This is a genomic window from Aquabacter sp. L1I39 (assembly GCF_017742835.1).
Lineage (GTDB): Bacteria > Pseudomonadota > Alphaproteobacteria > Rhizobiales > Xanthobacteraceae > L1I39.
Map to the genome: position 1 here is coordinate 2293147 of NZ_CP072392.1, position 15415 is coordinate 2308561.

Genomic DNA, 15415 nt, shown 5'->3' on the forward strand with positions numbered 1-15415 from the left:
CCTCAGGCGACGTCATGGGGCCTCCGACACCAGGTGGAAGAAGGAGCCGCTCACCCGGTTCCGGTGCGAGCCGGTCTCGGGCACCGTCACGCCGGCAGCGTCCGTCACATGGGCCAGGGGCGCGTCCGGCTGGGCGAGGATGGTGGAATAGTGAAACTCGTGGCCCCGCAAGCGCGCGCCGGCCTGATGGCCGGGCAAGGGGGCGAGAAGGTCCGCCACCCGATAGCCCAGATGCATCTTGCGCTTCTGGTAGGAGGTCACGAGACCCAGCAGGCCCAGCATTTCATGGCTGACGCCGTCCTTGTCCACCAGCGCTTCGCCAAGCACCATGTAGCCCCCACACTCGCCATGGACCGGTCGTGTGGCGGCGAACGTTCTCATGGTGGCGCGGAAGGTCTGCGCCGCCGCGATGCGACCGGCATGAAGCTCCGGATAACCGCCCGGCAGCCAGGCCATGTCCGCAGAGGGGTCCGGCCCCTCATCGGCGAGCGGGGAGAAGGGCAGGATTTCCGCCCCGGCGCCACGCCAGCCTTCGAGCACATGGGGGTAGACGAAGGAAAAGGCGGCATCCCGCGCCAAGGCGATGCGCCGCCCGGGCGATGGCGCGCGGCGGGGGGCCGGTCCCTCCTGCCCGCGCTGCGCGGAAGCAGCGCGCAGCAAGCCATCGAGGTCCATATGCGCCTCGACGAGGTCGGCAAGGCCATCAAGGATGGCGTCCAAGGCCTGCGTCTCCTCCGCCTGAACGAGGCCCAGATGGCGCTCCGGCAAGGCGATTGCATCCCGGCGCGGCAGGCTGCCGAGCACCGCGATCCCCGTGTCCGCGAAGCCATGGCGCAGCAGGTCCGCATGCCGATCGCTCGCGACGCGGTTCAGGATCACGCCGGCCACTTTCACATCGGGGCGGAAACGGGCAAGGCCGCAGGCAACGGCGGCGGCGGTCTGAGCCTGTCCGGAACAATCCAGCACGAGAAGCACCGGCCAACCGGTAAAGGCGGCGATGTCGGCGCTCGCGCCGGTGCCGAAGGCCCCCGCCTGCTTCACACCGTCAAACAGCCCCATGGAGCCTTCGGCCAGCGCCAGGTCCGCGCCTTCGGCCTGCACCAGCAGGGTACGCAGCAACCCATCCGGCATGGACCAACTGTCCAGGTTGAACGAGGCGCGGCCCGTCGCGGCCCGATGGAAGGCAGGGTCGATATAATCCGGCCCGCACTTGAAGGGCTGCACCGTGAGCCCGCGCCGGGTCAGCGCGCGGGCAAGGCCAAGGCTCACCGTGGTCTTGCCGGAACCGGTGCTGGGAGCCGCGATGAGGAGGCCGGGCGGCAGCGGGGCCATCACTCGGTCTCCGGAAAGCGGGGATGGGTGCCGCACGGCCGGTAGCGGCGATCATAATCGTCCGCATAAAGGCGACTTTCCCCAAAATCGGCCGCGCCCAGCGTCCGCCCCACCAGGATCAGCGCCGTCCGGTCCAGCCCCTCTCCCGCCGCGGCGACAAGGGTAGCGAGTGTGCCACGCACGACCCGCTCGTCCGGCCAGCTGGCCCGCCAGACGATGGCGGCAGGGCAGTCGGCGCCATAATGGGGCGCCAGTTCCCCCACCACCCGCTCCAGCGCATGGATGGAGAGGTGAATGGCGAGCACCGCGCCGGTGGAGGCGAAGGCGGCGAGGTTCTCGCTTTCCGGCATGGCGGTGGCGCGGCCCGTGGTGCGGGTGAGCACCACGGATTGCGCCAAGCCCGGCAAGGTCAATTCAGCCCGCAGCACGGCGGCGGCGGCGGCGAAGGAGGGCACGCCGGGCGTGACATCATAGGGAATGCCCAGAGCCTCCAGGCGCCGCACCTGCTCGCCCATGGCGGACCACACCGACAAATCGCCCGAATGGAGCCGCGCCACATCCTGTCCCCTTGCATGGGCCTCGCCCATTTCTGCGATGATCTCATCGAGGGACAAGGGCGCGGTGTTCACGATCCGCGCACCCGGCGGGCAATGCACAAGGACGCCCTCCGGCACCAGGGAGCCCGCATAGAGGCAGACGGGGCTTGCCGCGATGAGGTCGCGTCCTCGCAGCGTGATGAGGTCGGCGGCGCCTGGCCCCGCGCCGATGAAATGCACCGTCATGCCCGCCCCTCCCCGCTCATCGCACGACGCTCCATTGCACGATGGGGCGGGCGGGCGTCCAGCCGCGCATGCCGCCGAGCGGCTGGGCCTGGGCGAGCTCGATCCGCAGGAGCGTGCCGCCGTGGCGGGCGGACCAGTCCGCGAGCAGCGCCTCGGTCTCTAATGTCACACCGTTGGCAACGAGGCGTGTGCCGGCAGGCAGCAAGGCCCAGAGTGCCTCCAGAAGCGATGCGCTGGCGCCACCGCCAACGAACACGGCATGGGGCACAGGAAGACCCGCCAGGGCTTCGGGCGCCTTGCCCTCCACCAGTTGAAGGCGATCCTCCACCCCGAAGGCCAGGGCATTGGCCGCGATATTGGCCCTCCGGTCGGCACGGGGTTCGATGGCCAGCGCGCGTCCGGTCGGCCCGGTGGCCAGCAGCCACTCAATGGCGATGGAGCCCGAGCCTGAGCCGATGTCCCACAAATGCTCACCCCGGCGCGGCGCGAGGGTGGAGAGGGTCAAGGCGCGCACTGGACGCTTGGTGATCTGTCCGTCATGGCTGAAGGCCTCGTCCGGCAGGCCGCTGGCACGGATGGGGCCGCGCCCCCCGCGCAGGTCCAGCGCCACGGCCACCAGAGGCCCCGCCTTTGTGTCCGCAAGGCCTGCCGCCGCACAGGCCGTCACCTGCTCGTCAGGCCCGCCAAGCGCGGCGAACAGATGGGCGCGGCTTTCACCGAACTCCCGTTCCACCAGCCATGCCCCCAGCGCTCGCACCGCCGCGCCATCCCGCACCAGACAGATGAGGCGCGCGCCCTCGGCCAGATGCGGGAACAGGCGGGAAAAGGGCGCCGCGTGGAGGCCGAGGCACGTGGTCTCCTCCAGCCGCCAGCCGAGGCGGGCGGCGATGAGGGAAAAGGTTGAAAGCGCAGGAAAGGCCCGCCATTCGGCAGGGGCGAGGTGCGCCGCGAGGCTCCCCCCGACACCGAACCAGAAGGGATCGCCCGAGGCGAGCACCGCCACCTTGCGCCCCCGCTGCTCCAGCACCGGCGCAACCGAAAACGGCAAGGGCCAGGGCCGCCCCCGCTCTCCCGCCCCGGCCAGCGCCAAGTGACGGGGGCCGCCGAATACGATATCCGCCTCGTCCAGCGCGGCGCGGCTTGCGGCGGTGAGGCCGGAAAGGCCATCTTCGCCGATGCCGATGAGGGAGAGCCAGGGCTGCATGGGATCACCGGGCCTGGAAACGGATCAGAAAATGCGCGTCCTGCTGTTCGGCGGCACGTCGGAAGCCAGCCGGCTGGCGGCGGCGCTGGCGGCGCGGGGCGTGGATGCGATCTTCTCCTATGCGGGGCGCACCGACGCGCCCATTCCCCAGCCGCTGCCCACCCGCGTGGGCGGTTTCGGTGGCGTGGAGGGGCTGATCGCCTATCTGCGCGCGGCGGGCATCACCCACATGGTGGATGCCACCCACCCCTTCGCCGCCGGCATGAGCCGCAATGCGGTGGCAGCGGCAGCCGATACGGGCGTTCCCCTCCTCGCCTTGGAGCGCCAGCCCTGGACGGCGCAGCCCGGGGACCTGTGGCGCCCTGTGGAGGACGTGGCGCAGGCCGTGGCGGACCTGCCCGAGACCCCGCACCGGGTCTTCCTGGCCATCGGCCGGCAGAATATCGGCGCCTTCGCGGCCCGCCCCCAGCATTTCTATTTGCTGCGCATGGTGGAAGCGCCCCGCTCCCCCCCGCCGCTGCCCGATCATCACATCATCGCCACGCGCGGGCCATTCAGCCTGGAAGACGATCTCGCCTTGATGCGCGCCCACGGCATTTCCTGGGTGGTGTCCAAGAATGCCGGCGGCCCGCAGGCCGGCGCAAAGATCGAAGCGGCGCGGCAACTCGGCCTGCCCGTGACGCTGATCGCCCGTCCGCCGATTCCCCCGCGCCCCCGCGCCGAGACGGTGGAAGAGGCGCTCGCCTGGCTGATGGGCGATCATGGCCCGCGCCTCGGCGTATAGACCCAGCGGCCCACCTGCCGGGTGGCGGAGCTGCCGATGATCACCAGGGTGCGCATGTCCACCTGGAGCGGATCGGTCTTTTCCAAGGGGGCGATGGCGACGCTCTCGCCGGGCCGGCTGGCATCGCGCACCAGCATCACCAGCCGCTCGCCGGCCCCCGCCTCCCGCAGCACGCAGAAAGCCACACCCAGCGCATCGGGCCGCGCCTTGGAGCGGGGATTATAGAGGGCGATGGCGAAGTCCGCCTCCGCCGCAAGCCGCAGGCGGCGCTCGATCACCGACCAGGATTTCAGATTGTCGGAGAGGTTGATCGCGCAGAAATCATGCCCCAGCGGCGCCCCAACCGCCGCGGCCGCCGCCAGCATGGCCGTGATGCCGGGCACGACGGCAATGTCGAGGTCCCGCCAGTCCGGCGCCTCCTCCAACGCCTCGAAGACGGCCGCCGCCATGGCGAACACGCCGGGATCGCCACCGGAGACGATCACCGCATGCCGCCCCTCAGCCGCCGCCGCCAATGCCGCGCGCGCCCGCACCAGTTCCTCGCCATTGTCGGAGGCATGGCGCACGCACCCCTCCCGCTCGGCCACCCGCGCCACATAGGGCGCATAGCCGAAGACATCGGTGGCAGCCTCAAGCGCCGCCTCCGCCTGCGGGGTGAGCAGGTCCGGCGCGCCGGGGCCGAGCCCGACAATGCGCAGGGAGCCGCTCATTCAGCCACCATGGGCCGCCGGCCATTGCCCGCCACCAGGACGGTCGCGAAATAGGGGCAGTCCACCACGTCGGCCTCGGCCAGGCGCACCACCCGCTCGCCGGGCATGGTGCCGCGCTCGATGAGCAGGGCCTCGCCGAGGCGTCCGGCCTTTTCCAGCGCGCGCCGCACCTTGGGCAGGTTGCGGCCGGTCTTCATGACCACGATGGCGTCGGCCCCCGACATGTGATGGACGAGGGCCTCCTCGGACAGCGTGCCCATGAGCACGGTGCACACGTCATCGCCCCAGGTGAAGGGCAGGTCCGCCACGTTCCAGCACCCGGCCATGCCGGTGATGCCGGGGATCACCTCCAGTTCCACCCGTCCCCGCAGGCGGATGAAGACATGCATGAAGGAGCCGTAGAAGAAGGGGTCGCCCTCGCACAGCACCACCACGTCGCCATCCTCAGCCAGGTCCGCGAGGCGCGCCGCCCATTGGTCGTAGAAGGTGGCGAGGGCATCCACATAGCGGGGATCGTCGAACGGGATCTCCGTGGTGACGGGATATTCCATGGGATATTCCGCGCATCCCGGGGCCAGCAGGCCCTCCACGATGCGCCGGGCATTGCCCGCCCGCCCCTTCTTGCGGAAGTAGGCGATGCGGCGCGCGCCCGACACCGCCCGATGGGCGCGCAGGCTCATCAAATCGGGATCGCCGGGTCCCAAGCCGGCACAGATCACCTTTCCCATGCCCGCCTCCTATTCCTTGGCGCTGGCGAGCGCATTGACCGCCGCCACCGTGATGGCCGAACCGCCAAGGCGCCCCTCCACGATCAGCGCCGGCACCGGCGGGGCGGCCATGAGCGCCGCCTTCGATTCCGCCGCCCCCACAAACCCTACCGGGCAGCCGATGATGGCGGCCGGCCTTGGGCAGGCGGGATCTTCCAGCATGTTCAAGAGGTGGAACAGCGCGGTGGGCGCGTTGCCGATGGCCACCACCGCCCCTTCCAGCCTCGGCCGCCACAATTCGAGGGCAGCGGCGCTGCGGGTGGTGGACATCGTCCGGGCGAGATCGGGCACACTTGGATCGTGCAGGGTGCACATGATCTCGTTGCCACGGGGCAGGCGGGCGCGGGTGATGCCCTCCGACACCATGCGGGCATCGCACAGGATGGGCGCGCCGGCTTCCAGCGCCGCCCGCGCGTCCTGCGCGAAGCTGGGGGTGAAGCGGATGAAGGGGGCAAGCTCCACCAGCCCCGCCGCATGGATCATCCGCACCGCCACCGGCTCCTCGGCAGGCGAGAAGCGCGCCAGCTCCGCCTCGGCCCGGATGATGGCGAAGGACTGGGCGTAGATGCGCGCCCCGTCGGTTTCAAAAAGGTGCGGCATCAGGCAGGCTCGAACACGGATTGGGGGTTGGCGCGGATTCCGGTTTCGCTCAAGGCGAACCTCGCCGGCACGTCGCGGACTGTGCCCTTCAGGATGAGGTCAAAGCCGGATGAGGTCGCGCAAAGGGTGACATCGGACGCCTCTTGACGGGCGCAGCCCTTGGCGCAGCCGGAAACGTGCAGGTGGCGCCCCGGCGGGATGAACGGCGCGAGATGGCGGGCGAAACCGCGGGTCGGGGCAAGGGCCTGGGGACAGGCGGGCGCGCCGGAACAGGCGCTCACCGCGAGAAGAGGATCGCCGGGCAGAAGGGTGAGGCCGGCAACGGCGGGAACATCCTGCGGTCCGACCACCAGCAGCATCCGCCAGGGCGTGACCCGGATCTCCCGCCCGAGGCCCGCCAAGGCGGCGAGGGCCTGCGCCTCCAACTGCCCGAAGGCGGCACCCACCAGGACACCCTCGGCGCGGGGGCCGACCGTGGGCACAGTGGCCTCGGCCGGCCGCACAGGGCCGGAAAGCGCCGGATCCAGCCGTGCGCCGGCTGCCAGATGCCGCGCCATGCGCCCGCGTCCCTTCACCACGCCGCCGCTCGCCACGAACCAGCGGGCCATGCGCAAGGCAAGATCAGCGGCGTCGGAAGCATCGGCGGAAAGCCCGGTCGGCGCGCCGTCCGGCCGCACCAGAAGCCGGCCAGCCGCGTCCCGTTCGATGCGAATGTCGGCGGGCGCCGTGGCGAGGACGCGCGCGGGGCCCGTGTCCACCGCAAAGCCGAACTTGCCGGGAAGATCCGGCCCGGTCGACAGACCCGCCTCCAGCCGGCGGGCCATCTCCAGCGTCTCGGCCCGCGCCTCACCCTCCCCCAGCGGCGTGACGATGATGTTCCGGCGCGCCTCGAAGGCCGGGTCGCCATCGATGAGACCATGCGCCGCAAGAGCCTGTAGAAGCGGCAGATGTCCCTCGGGCCGTACGCCTCGGATCTGCAAATTGGCACGGGAGGTGAGGTCGATCAGGCCATTCCCATGAAGCCGGGCGCCTTCCGCGATGGCCATTGCCTCGGCGGGCGACAGGCATCCGCCATGGGGCCGCACCCGCACAACGAGGCCGTCGCCGCTTTCCATGGGGCGCAGCGCGCCAGGGCACCAGCCCTTGATCTCGAAGGCCGCGCTCACGGCGTCGCCTCCAGGCTGGCGGCGATGGAATTGCGGCGCGTCGTCCACAGGCCCGCATCCCGCAGGCGCAGGAAGAGCGCGCGCAGGGCATCAAGGGCGGCGGGGTTCTCGCGGGCCATGAACGCTGTCACTTCGGGGCGGCCAAGGGTGGCCTCATGGTAGAGATCGAACAGGTGGGAGGGTACGACCCCGGCCAGATGGGCGAAAGCGGCCATATGGTCAAGGGTTGCGGCAATTTCGGCGGCGCCCCGGAAGCCGTGGGCCATCATGCCGTCTGCCCAGGTCGGATTGGCGGCGCGGGCGCGCACCACGCGGGCCACTTCCTCGTTCAAGGAGCGGGCGCGCGGCGCCTCGGGCCGGGTCACATCCAGATGATAGAGCGCCGGCTTCGCCGCACCGTCTGACAGCCGGGCCGCAGCCGCCGCGAACCCGGCTTCATGGACGGCATAGTCGGCGGCCAGGAGCAGGTCGGTTTCCGGTAGGTCCTGGGCGTGGACGAAAGCGTCGGAGGCCAGCACACGCTGCTCCAGGGCGTCGCGGTCTGCGGTGGCAATCCCGTCGCGGCCGAGGGCATAGGACGACGCCTTCAGCCAGGCCTCCCCTGCCGCAGCACGCGCTTCTTCGGAAAAATCGCCGAAGGCGAGGTCCATGCCGGCGCCATATTGGCCGGGGCGCGGGCAGAAGACGCGTGGCTCGCTCTGGCGATAGGGATTTTCGTCGCCGGGCTCGTCCCGCTCCGCCAGGGCCTCGGTCGCCGCCTGGAACAGCTGGCCGAGACCTGGAAACACATCGCGGAACAGGCCCGATATGCGCAGCGTGACCGCAATGCGCGGCCGCCCCAGCAAAGCGGGCGCGAGGATCTCGAAACCCGTCACCCGGCCGCTGCCATGGTCCCAGACCGGCTTCACGCCGGCCAAATGCAGCGCCATGGCGAAGTCCTCGCCCGCCGTGCGCATGGTGGCCGAGCCCCAGAGGTCCACCACCAGCCCGCGCGGCCAGTCGCCATGGTCCTGCAAATGCCGGCGCAGCACTTCCTCGGCCATCTTCACCCCCGCCGCCTGGGCGTTGGGGGTGGGAATGGCGCGGGGATCCACCGAATAAAGATTGCGCCCCGTGGGCAGCACGTCCCGCCGGCCACGATAGGGCGAGCCGGCCGGCCCCGGCGCCACCCGGCGCCCGTCGAGGGCGGCCAGCAGGCCGTCCCGTTCCTGGGCGCCGCACGGACCCTGGCCGAACACATGGAGCCCCTGCCCCAGCTGGCTTTCCTTGATGTCGCAGACGAAGCGGTCGATGCGGGTGATGGCCTCCGCCGCGCTCGCCTCCGGGGGAAGCCCGAGATCTTCCTCCACCCCGGCCGCGCGCGCCTCTTCGCGGACATCGGCGATCAGGCGGGTGCGGCGGGCGGGATCGAGGCCGTCCGCATTGGCATATTCGTCCAGGAGGCGCTCAAGGCGGGCGAGGCCCTCGGGCACCTCGGCCGCCACCAGCGGGGGCGGAAGATGGCCGAGCGTCACCGCGCCAATGCGGCGCTTGGCCTGCGCGGCCTCGCCGGGATCGTTGACAATGAAGGGATAGATGACCGGCATTGCCCCGGTCAGCGCCTCCGGCCAGCAGCCAGACGACAGCGCCACCGCCTTGCCCGGCAGCCATTCCAGCGTGCCGTGCGCGCCCATATGAATGAGGGCATGAAGGCCGAGCGACCGCAGCCACAGATAGAAGGCCACATAGGCATGGCGCGGAGTGCGGCTCAGATCGTGATAGTCGCCCTCCCGTGACACGACCGTCCCACGCTCCGGCTGAAGCGCCACCAGCGCCTCGCCGGCTTTCATGGCGTGGAAGTGGAAGGCCCCGTCTTGAACCGCCGGATCGTCCTCCACCTCCCCCCAGGCCGCCGCGAGACTTTCGCGCAGCGCCTCGGGCAAGGCGGCCAGGGCGTCCCGATAGGCCGCCACGGGCCAGGTCAGGACCGCATTCGCCAGGTGCTCCAGCGGCTGCTCGGGCGGGGCCGCGTCATATCCGGCTGCCGCCAAGTCGTCGATCAGCACACGCGTGGAGGCGAGCGTATCGAGCCCCACCGCATGGGCCATCTGGAAGGCGCGGCCGGGATAGGTGGAGAGCACGATGGCCAGCCGGCGCGCCGGTGGTGGTGTGCAAGCGAGCTTCTCCCAGGCGAGGACGCGGGCCACGGCGGCGGCCACCCGCTCGCCATCGGCGCGGTGGGAGAAGCGGGAATATTGCAGGTCTTCATCCCGCCGGCCTGGGGACTTGAAGGAGACCACGCCAGCAAGGAGACGCCCATCCACCTCCGGCAACACCACGTGCATGGCCAGATCGGCGGGGGAGAGCCCCCGCTCCGCCTCGCGCCACTCCCTTTTCCGGGCGGTGGAGAGCGCCACCTGGAAGACCGGGCAGCCGACGCGATCGAAGGCGGCGCGGCCATCTTCTCCAAGCGCCGAGAAGGCGGTGGCATTGAGGATCACCGAAGGCCGTGCCCGTTCGGTGACGCCATCCAGCCAAGGCCGGACGCCCGGCGCCTTCAGGGAGGGGGCGAAGACGCCCATGGCCTCAAGCCCCGCGCCCCGCAATTCCCTGATCAGCGCGTCCACCGGCCCGGTATCGGCGGCGGTGACATAGGAGCGGTAGAAGGCAACGAGCGCCACGCGCGGCCCCCAGGCGGGTTCCGGCACAACCCCTTGGTCGGGATCATAAAAGCCGTGATCCGGCACCTCGGTTGCGCCGTCCACCGGCCCGGCGGCAAGGCCCGCCGCCTCGGCCAGCACCGCCAGCGCCTTCTGCGCCGCCACGGCCCCGCCCGCGTCGCAAAGCCGGGACAGATGCCGCAGCAAGGGCACCGGCACCGTGGAAAGGGCATCGAGCCGCCCGTCGGGGCGCCCATCGGCGGGCAGGACGGCGAGGGCCAGCCCCCGCTCCCGCGCCAGGCGGTTCACGCTGGCAAGGCCATAGGCCCAATAGGGCTCCCCGCCGATGAGCCGCACCAATATGGCCCGCGCGCCGGCCAGGGTGCGCTCCACATAGGTGTCCACGGAGATGGGATGGCGCAAAGCGACGAGGTTCGCGAGGCGCAGCGTCGGCAGGCTTCCGGCCGCCCGCTTCCATCCCGCCGCGAAGGCGCCGAGATCACTGTCGGAAAAGGAGAGGACCACGAGATCGGCCGGGCTCTGGCCGATATCCTGCGGAATGTCGGCTTCCTCCAGCCCATGGCGCTCGCGGAAGACGACGTGCAACGATCAGGCCTCCACCGGCGTCCCGCCGAGCACGCGCGCGAAGGCGGCGGGGTCCACATGGTCGTGCTCGGCGATGCAGACGAGGCGGGAGACCCGCGCCTCGGCGCCCCACGGCCGGTCATATTGCCAGCGCACCCGCTCGCCTACCGCCTGGACCAGGAGGCGCATGGGCTTGCCGGCCACCGCCACATAACCCTTCACCCGCAGCACCTGCTGCTCACGGGCCAGCCGCCGCACGGCCTCCGCGAGGGCTTCCGGCGCCTCGATTTCCGCCAGGGTGATGACAGCCGATTCGAAGTCCTCATGATCGTGCTCGTCCTCGCCGTCATGGTGGCTGGGGCGCGCGTCGAGGTCGTTCTCGGCCTGGGCATCGAGGCCCAGAATGATGCGGGGATCAACCGCCCCATCCGTCACGGGAATGAGCGGCAGCGGGCGCGGCAATTCCTGTTCGATCACTGCGCGGGCGGCGGCGAGGCCCGCTTCCCCGGCGAGGTCCGCCTTGGTGAGAAGGACGAGATCGGCGCAGGCCAGCTGATCCTCGAACACCTCGGACAGAGGCGTCTCATGGTCGATGCTGCCGTCCGCTTCCCGTTGCGCCGCAACGGCTTCCTCGTCCGGCGCGAAGCGGCCGGCGGCCACAGCCTCGGCGTCTGCGAGGGCGATCACGCCATCCACCGTGATGCGGGAGCGGATCGGCGGCCACTCGAAAGCCTTCAGGAGGGGCTTGGGCAAGGCGAGGCCCGACGTCTCGATCAGGATATGGTCCGGCCGGCGCGGCAGGGCCATCAGGCGCTCGATGGTGGGCACGAAGTCATCGGCCACGGTGCAGCAGATGCAGCCATTGGCCAATTCGATGATGTTCTCCGCCGGACAGGCCTCGTCGGCGCAGGATTTGAGAATCTCCCCATCCACGCCCACCGTGCCGAACTCATTGACCAGAATGGCAAATCGGCGCCCGTTCGCATTGGCCATGAGGTGGCGGATCAGCGTCGTCTTGCCCGATCCCAGGAAGCCCGTAATGACCGTCACGGGGATTTTGGCCAAATCGGCCTTGGCAAGGTTGGTCATGTCTCAGAAATCCTTGAGGGGCGGCACGCGGGCGATGGACCGCTTGCGGATGATCTCGGCGCGCTCCCGCCACGGCACGAGGCCGTCGGCGGTGCGGCCATAGGCGGCGGCAGCGGCCAGCAAAACGGGCGCGTCCATTTCCCCCATGTCGCCATAGACATAGGTCCAACGGCCGGGCGAGGAAAACGCCACCGCCGCGCCGCGCGGGCAGGCGGACAGGCATTCCACGGGCACCACCTGGACGCCAGCCGGGCACGCCTCGCGGGAGAGGGCATCGTGCAGGCGGCGGCCGGCGCAGGGCTGGCCCTCCACCTGAACCTCGCCGGCGCGGCAGGTGATGCAGACGTTCAGCGTGACAGACATGCCAGTTCCAGCAAGGGGTTAGGCGGCCCGACAGCGCTCGCGCCGGGCCGTCGGGGTCAGGCCGCCGCGTGGTGCAGGCGGGCGGTGAAGAGGCGGCCGGAGGTCACAGCGTGGAGCTGCTTGGCGCCGAAAAGGACGGCGAGGTCCACCAGCGGCTCCACCAGGATCACCAGCATGTAGGCGCCGCCGAACTGGGCGATCTCCACCAGATTCTGCGCCGCAAGGCCGCCGCCATAGATCGACCAGAAGGCCACCCACGCCACCACGCCAGCCTGATAAGTGGTCGAAAGTGCAAGGGCTTGGCCGTATTTCAGCTCCACATAGGGGGTCGCCGGGGCGATGATGCGGCGGGCCAGCGCGGACAGGGCGAACAGCGGCACCAGCAGGGTGGTGACGTTCATGCCATATTGCGGCAGGTCGAACGGGGCGAAGAACAGGCCCTGAACCAGGAGGCCGAAGGCGAGGCCCAAGGCGGCGGGGGCGGCGCCGAAGAGGAGGAACAGCGTCGAGCCGAGGATCAGGTGAACTTCCGAAACACCCACCGGATAATGGGGAAACACCTCGAAAAAGCAGAAAACCAGAGCGGTCGTCAGGACCGTGCGGCCCACGAGCGGCAGGAGGCCGGTCTCCCGCGCGGTGTCGGCGGCAAGCTTGAGGGCATAGCCGCCGGCGGCGGCGCCGGTGGCATAGCTGAGGACGATCTTGGCGCCGTCGACGACGCCGGGCTCCATGTGCATGTGTGGGTCTCCTAGAAGTCGGGATGTCGGGGTTCAACGGGCCGGAAAAGACAGGGACACAGCGCCGCCCACGGCATTAAGATGCCGGGCATCGCAGGTGTAATGCATTGATAAATAAGATAAAATGCAGGCCGCAGCCTGCCGGTGACGGATCTGGAACACCATGCGCCTCGCCCTCCGCGGCCGCCGGCGGGAAGGGGGGCAAGGCTCCGGGCATGCGGGATTGCGCGCCGTGACGTCTGCCCTCCAGGACACCCCGCCCGGATCAAGTTGGGATGGCTGGTCTCCTGGCTCGCGGGTCTCGGCTTCCTCGATCCTTCCCGGCCGTCACTTGCCAGTGGATATGTTCGAGGTCGCTCACCGCTTACAGTTGCGGGGGCAGCTGTGGACTGGATGGACGGGCCATCGCACCACATTCCCAATTAGCCGAACCCCTTGTTTTCACAAGGCATTCGGCACCATCATGACAGAGCTTACACGAGCTTGTGAGCGCCCGCAACATTGCTGCTGTCCCCCGCTTGTCCGCCATGTCATAGACGGGCAAAGACCGCCCCCAGAGAAAGGCGCCCTATGAGCGAGCCGTCCGACGCCGATGCCCGCCACAGCCAGAAAATGGCCCGGATCAAGGCTTCGCGCGACAAGATCATGGCCGGAAAAACCGGTGAGAAAGGCCTCCTCATCGTTCATACCGGGCCGGGCAAGGGAAAGTCGACCGCCGCCTTCGGGATGGTGTTGCGCGCGGTGGCACACGGCATGCCGTGTGCGGTCGTCCAGTTCATCAAGGGGGCCTGGGACACGGGCGAGCGGCGGCTCCTGACCACCCGCTTTGCCGACCTCTGCCAGTTCCACGCCATGGGCGAGGGCTTCACCTGGGAGACCCAGGACCGCCAGCGCGACATCGCCGCCGCCGCCTCTGCGTGGGAGAAGGGCAAGGAGCTGATTCGCGACCCCGACATCCGCCTGGTGGTGCTGGACGAGATCAATATCGCCCTGCGCTATGACTATCTGGACCTGGCCGAGGTGCTGGCCTTCCTGAAAGCCGAGAAGCCGCCTCTGACCCATGTGGTCCTCACCGGACGCAACGCCAAGCCGGAGCTGATCGAGGCGGCGGACCTCGTCACCGAGATGACGCTGGTCAAGCACCCCTTCCGCTCGGGCATCAAGGCCCAGGCGGGTATCGATTTCTGACAGCGGGATCAAGGCCATGGCGCGCGCCCTCATGGTGCAGGGAGCCGGCTCCAATGTGGGCAAGTCGCTGCTGGTGGCGGGCCTGTGCCGGGCGGCGCGGCGGCGGGGGCTGAAGGTCGCCCCGTTCAAGCCGCAGAACATGTCCAACAATGCCGCCGTCACGGTGGATGGCGGCGAGATCGGCCGCGCCCAGGCGCTCCAGGCGCTGGCGGCAGGGCGCCCGCCGGTGGTGGACATGAACCCGGTGCTGCTCAAGCCCGAGACCGATGTGGGCGCCCAGGTGATCGTCCAGGGCGCGCGGATCGCCACCGTGAAGGCGCGGGCCTATGCGGCCCTGAAGCCGCAATTGCTGGCCTCGGTCCTGGAGAGCTTCCACCGCCTCAAAGCGGGCCATGACCTCGTGATCGTGGAGGGCGCGGGCAGCCCGGCGGAGGTCAATCTGCGCAAGGGCGACATCGCAAACATGGGCTTTGCGGAAGCGGCCGGCGTGCCGGTGGTGCTGGTGGGCGACATCGACCGGGGCGGCGTCATCGCGCAGATGGTGGGCACCAAGGCGGTGCTGGACCCGGCCGATGCGGAGCGCATTTCCGGCTTTCTCATCAACAAGTTCCGGGGCGACCCGAGCCTTTTCGACGACGGCTATGCCTTCATCGCGGAGCGCACCGGCTGGCGCGGCTTCGGCGTCGTGCCCTTCTTCTCGGGCGCCGCCGACCTGCCGGCGGAGGATGCCCTCGACCTCACCCGCAAGGCGGGCGACGGCCCCGTCAAGATCGTCTGCCTCGCTTTGTCCCGCATCGCCAATTTCGACGACCTCGATCCGCTCCAGCAGGAGGCGGGCGTGGCGGTGGAGATGATCCTGCCCGGCCGCCCCCTTCCGGGGGATGCGGACCTCGTCATCGTGCCCGGCTCCAAGTCCACGCGGGGGGACCTCGCCTTCCTGAAAGCCCAGGGCTGGGACATTGACCTTCTCGCCCATGCCCGGCGGGGCGGGCGGGTGCTGGGCATTTGCGGCGGCTACCAGATGCTCGGCCGCACCATCGCGGACCCGGAGGGCCTGGAAGGGGCACCGGGCACCTCGCCGGGCCTCGGCCTTCTCGACGTGGACACGGTGATGACGGGCGACAAGCGCCTCACCCGGGTGAGCGCCCGCCATGCGGCGAGCGGCCTGCCCATCACGGGCTATGAGATCCATCTGGGCCGCACCCAAGGCCCGGATTGCGCCCGCCCCTTTGCCGACCTCGACGGCACGCCGGACGGGGCCATCTCGGCCGACGGACGGATCACCGGCACCTATCTGCACGGGATGTTCACGGACGATGCCTTCCGCGGCGCCTTCCTGAAGGCGCTGGGCGCCGCCCCCTCCGGCCTTGCCTATGGCGCCCGGGTGGACACCACCCTTGATGTGCTCGCCGCGCACCTGGAGGCGCATGTGGATGTGGAGGGGCTTCTGGCGCTGGCGCGGTGAAGGG

Annotated in this window: 14 protein-coding genes and 1 riboswitch; of the genes, 3 read left to right on the forward strand and 11 right to left on the reverse strand. The window is 70.0% G+C overall.

The window, feature by feature from the left end:
• Positions 1 to 12: 12 nt before the first annotated feature.
• From J5J86_RS10005 to cbiE, 3 genes are read right to left on the reverse strand one after another with little or no spacing between them, the layout of a single operon-like run.
• Positions 13 to 1332 carry a cobyrinate a,c-diamide synthase gene (locus J5J86_RS10005; RefSeq protein WP_446698670.1) on the reverse strand — a complete coding sequence of 440 codons (1320 nt, stop codon included), beginning with the start codon at positions 1330 to 1332 and terminating at the stop codon, positions 13 to 15.
• On the reverse strand, positions 1332 to 2114 hold the full coding sequence (cobM, locus tag J5J86_RS10010; protein WP_209104742.1) for a precorrin-4 C(11)-methyltransferase: 783 nt from the start codon (positions 2112 to 2114) through the stop codon (positions 1332 to 1334). Before cobM ends, J5J86_RS10005 begins: the two co-directional genes overlap by 1 nt.
• A gap of 16 nt (positions 2115 to 2130) precedes the next feature.
• The gene (gene cbiE, locus J5J86_RS10015; protein ID WP_209104744.1) at positions 2131 to 3318 is read right to left on the reverse strand and encodes a precorrin-6y C5,15-methyltransferase (decarboxylating) subunit CbiE; all 1188 of its coding nucleotides are present in this window, start codon (positions 3316 to 3318) and stop codon (positions 2131 to 2133) included.
• Between the two features lie 31 nt (positions 3319 to 3349).
• On the opposite strand from cbiE, the gene J5J86_RS10020 reads away from it, so the two are divergent.
• Positions 3350 to 4102: a cobalt-precorrin-6A reductase gene (locus J5J86_RS10020; protein WP_209104746.1), complete on the forward strand. Its 753-nt coding sequence runs from the start codon at positions 3350 to 3352 to the stop codon at positions 4100 to 4102.
• Here J5J86_RS10020 and cobJ read toward each other — a convergent pair.
• From cobJ to J5J86_RS10060, 8 genes are read right to left on the reverse strand one after another with little or no spacing between them, the layout of a single operon-like run.
• Complete coding sequence (gene cobJ / locus J5J86_RS10025; protein ID WP_209104747.1) at positions 4078 to 4812, reverse strand: precorrin-3B C(17)-methyltransferase; 735 nt, start codon at positions 4810 to 4812, stop codon at positions 4078 to 4080. The two genes, J5J86_RS10020 and cobJ, sit on opposite strands and share 25 nt — an antisense overlap.
• Positions 4809 to 5540: a precorrin-2 C(20)-methyltransferase gene (locus J5J86_RS10030; protein WP_209104749.1), complete on the reverse strand. Its 732-nt coding sequence runs from the start codon at positions 5538 to 5540 to the stop codon at positions 4809 to 4811. The genes cobJ and J5J86_RS10030 overlap by 4 nt, the downstream gene beginning before the upstream one ends.
• A 9-nt stretch (positions 5541 to 5549) precedes the next feature.
• Entirely contained in the window at positions 5550 to 6179 is a 630-nt protein-coding gene (locus J5J86_RS10035; RefSeq protein ID WP_209104751.1) for a precorrin-8X methylmutase, read from the reverse strand.
• Positions 6179 to 7345, reverse strand: coding sequence for a precorrin-3B synthase (cobG, locus tag J5J86_RS10040; protein ID WP_247658299.1), 1167 nt, complete (start codon positions 7343 to 7345; stop codon positions 6179 to 6181). Before cobG ends, J5J86_RS10035 begins: the two co-directional genes overlap by 1 nt.
• On the reverse strand, positions 7342 to 10590 hold the full coding sequence (gene cobN / locus J5J86_RS10045; protein WP_209104752.1) for a cobaltochelatase subunit CobN: 3249 nt from the start codon (positions 10588 to 10590) through the stop codon (positions 7342 to 7344). Before cobN ends, cobG begins: the two co-directional genes overlap by 4 nt.
• Positions 10591 to 10593: 3 nt before the next feature.
• Positions 10594 to 11658: a cobalamin biosynthesis protein CobW gene (gene cobW / locus J5J86_RS10050; RefSeq protein WP_209104754.1), complete on the reverse strand. Its 1065-nt coding sequence runs from the start codon at positions 11656 to 11658 to the stop codon at positions 10594 to 10596.
• A 3-nt stretch (positions 11659 to 11661) separates the two neighbouring features.
• Complete coding sequence (locus tag J5J86_RS10055) at positions 11662 to 12021, reverse strand: DUF1636 family protein (protein WP_209104755.1); 360 nt, start codon at positions 12019 to 12021, stop codon at positions 11662 to 11664.
• Between the two features lie 56 nt (positions 12022 to 12077).
• A complete protein-coding gene (locus J5J86_RS10060; RefSeq protein ID WP_209104758.1) occupies positions 12078 to 12758 on the reverse strand; it encodes an energy-coupling factor ABC transporter permease in 681 nt (226 codons plus the stop codon).
• 260 nt (positions 12759 to 13018) lie between these two features.
• A riboswitch (cobalamin riboswitch) is annotated at positions 13019 to 13236 on the reverse strand.
• Positions 13237 to 13328: 92 nt separating this feature from the next.
• On the opposite strand from J5J86_RS10060, the gene cobO reads away from it, so the two are divergent.
• Together cobO and J5J86_RS10070 are read left to right on the forward strand one after the other, a co-directional pair.
• Entirely contained in the window at positions 13329 to 13946 is a 618-nt protein-coding gene (gene cobO / locus J5J86_RS10065) for a cob(I)yrinic acid a,c-diamide adenosyltransferase (RefSeq protein ID WP_209104759.1), read from the forward strand.
• Positions 13947 to 13962: 16 nt separating this feature from the next.
• Complete coding sequence (locus J5J86_RS10070) at positions 13963 to 15411, forward strand: cobyric acid synthase (protein WP_209104760.1); 1449 nt, start codon at positions 13963 to 13965, stop codon at positions 15409 to 15411.
• Positions 15412 to 15415: the final 4 nt, after the last annotated feature.

What these genes read in the sequence shown, in the direction of transcription:
- J5J86_RS10005 (WP_446698670.1), bottom strand. Translation starts at nt 1,332, where the DNA reads ATGGCCCCGCTGCCGCCCGGCCTCCTCATCGCGGCTCCCAGCACCGGT.
- cobM (WP_209104742.1), bottom strand. Translation starts at nt 2,114, where the DNA reads ATGACGGTGCATTTCATCGGCGCGGGGCCAGGCGCCGCCGACCTCATC.
- cbiE (WP_209104744.1), bottom strand. Translation starts at nt 3,318, where the DNA reads ATGCAGCCCTGGCTCTCCCTCATCGGCATCGGCGAAGATGGCCTTTCC.
- J5J86_RS10020 (WP_209104746.1), top strand. Translation starts at nt 3,350, where the DNA reads ATGCGCGTCCTGCTGTTCGGCGGCACGTCGGAAGCCAGCCGGCTGGCG.
- cobJ (WP_209104747.1), bottom strand. Translation starts at nt 4,812, where the DNA reads ATGAGCGGCTCCCTGCGCATTGTCGGGCTCGGCCCCGGCGCGCCGGAC.
- J5J86_RS10030 (WP_209104749.1), bottom strand. Translation starts at nt 5,540, where the DNA reads ATGGGAAAGGTGATCTGTGCCGGCTTGGGACCCGGCGATCCCGATTTG.
- J5J86_RS10035 (WP_209104751.1), bottom strand. Translation starts at nt 6,179, where the DNA reads ATGCCGCACCTTTTTGAAACCGACGGGGCGCGCATCTACGCCCAGTCC.
- cobW (WP_209104754.1), bottom strand. Translation starts at nt 11,658, where the DNA reads ATGACCAACCTTGCCAAGGCCGATTTGGCCAAAATCCCCGTGACGGTC.
- J5J86_RS10055 (WP_209104755.1), bottom strand. Translation starts at nt 12,021, where the DNA reads ATGTCTGTCACGCTGAACGTCTGCATCACCTGCCGCGCCGGCGAGGTT.
- J5J86_RS10060 (WP_209104758.1), bottom strand. Translation starts at nt 12,758, where the DNA reads ATGCACATGGAGCCCGGCGTCGTCGACGGCGCCAAGATCGTCCTCAGC.
- cobO (WP_209104759.1), top strand. Translation starts at nt 13,329, where the DNA reads ATGAGCGAGCCGTCCGACGCCGATGCCCGCCACAGCCAGAAAATGGCC.
- J5J86_RS10070 (WP_209104760.1), top strand. Translation starts at nt 13,963, where the DNA reads ATGGCGCGCGCCCTCATGGTGCAGGGAGCCGGCTCCAATGTGGGCAAG.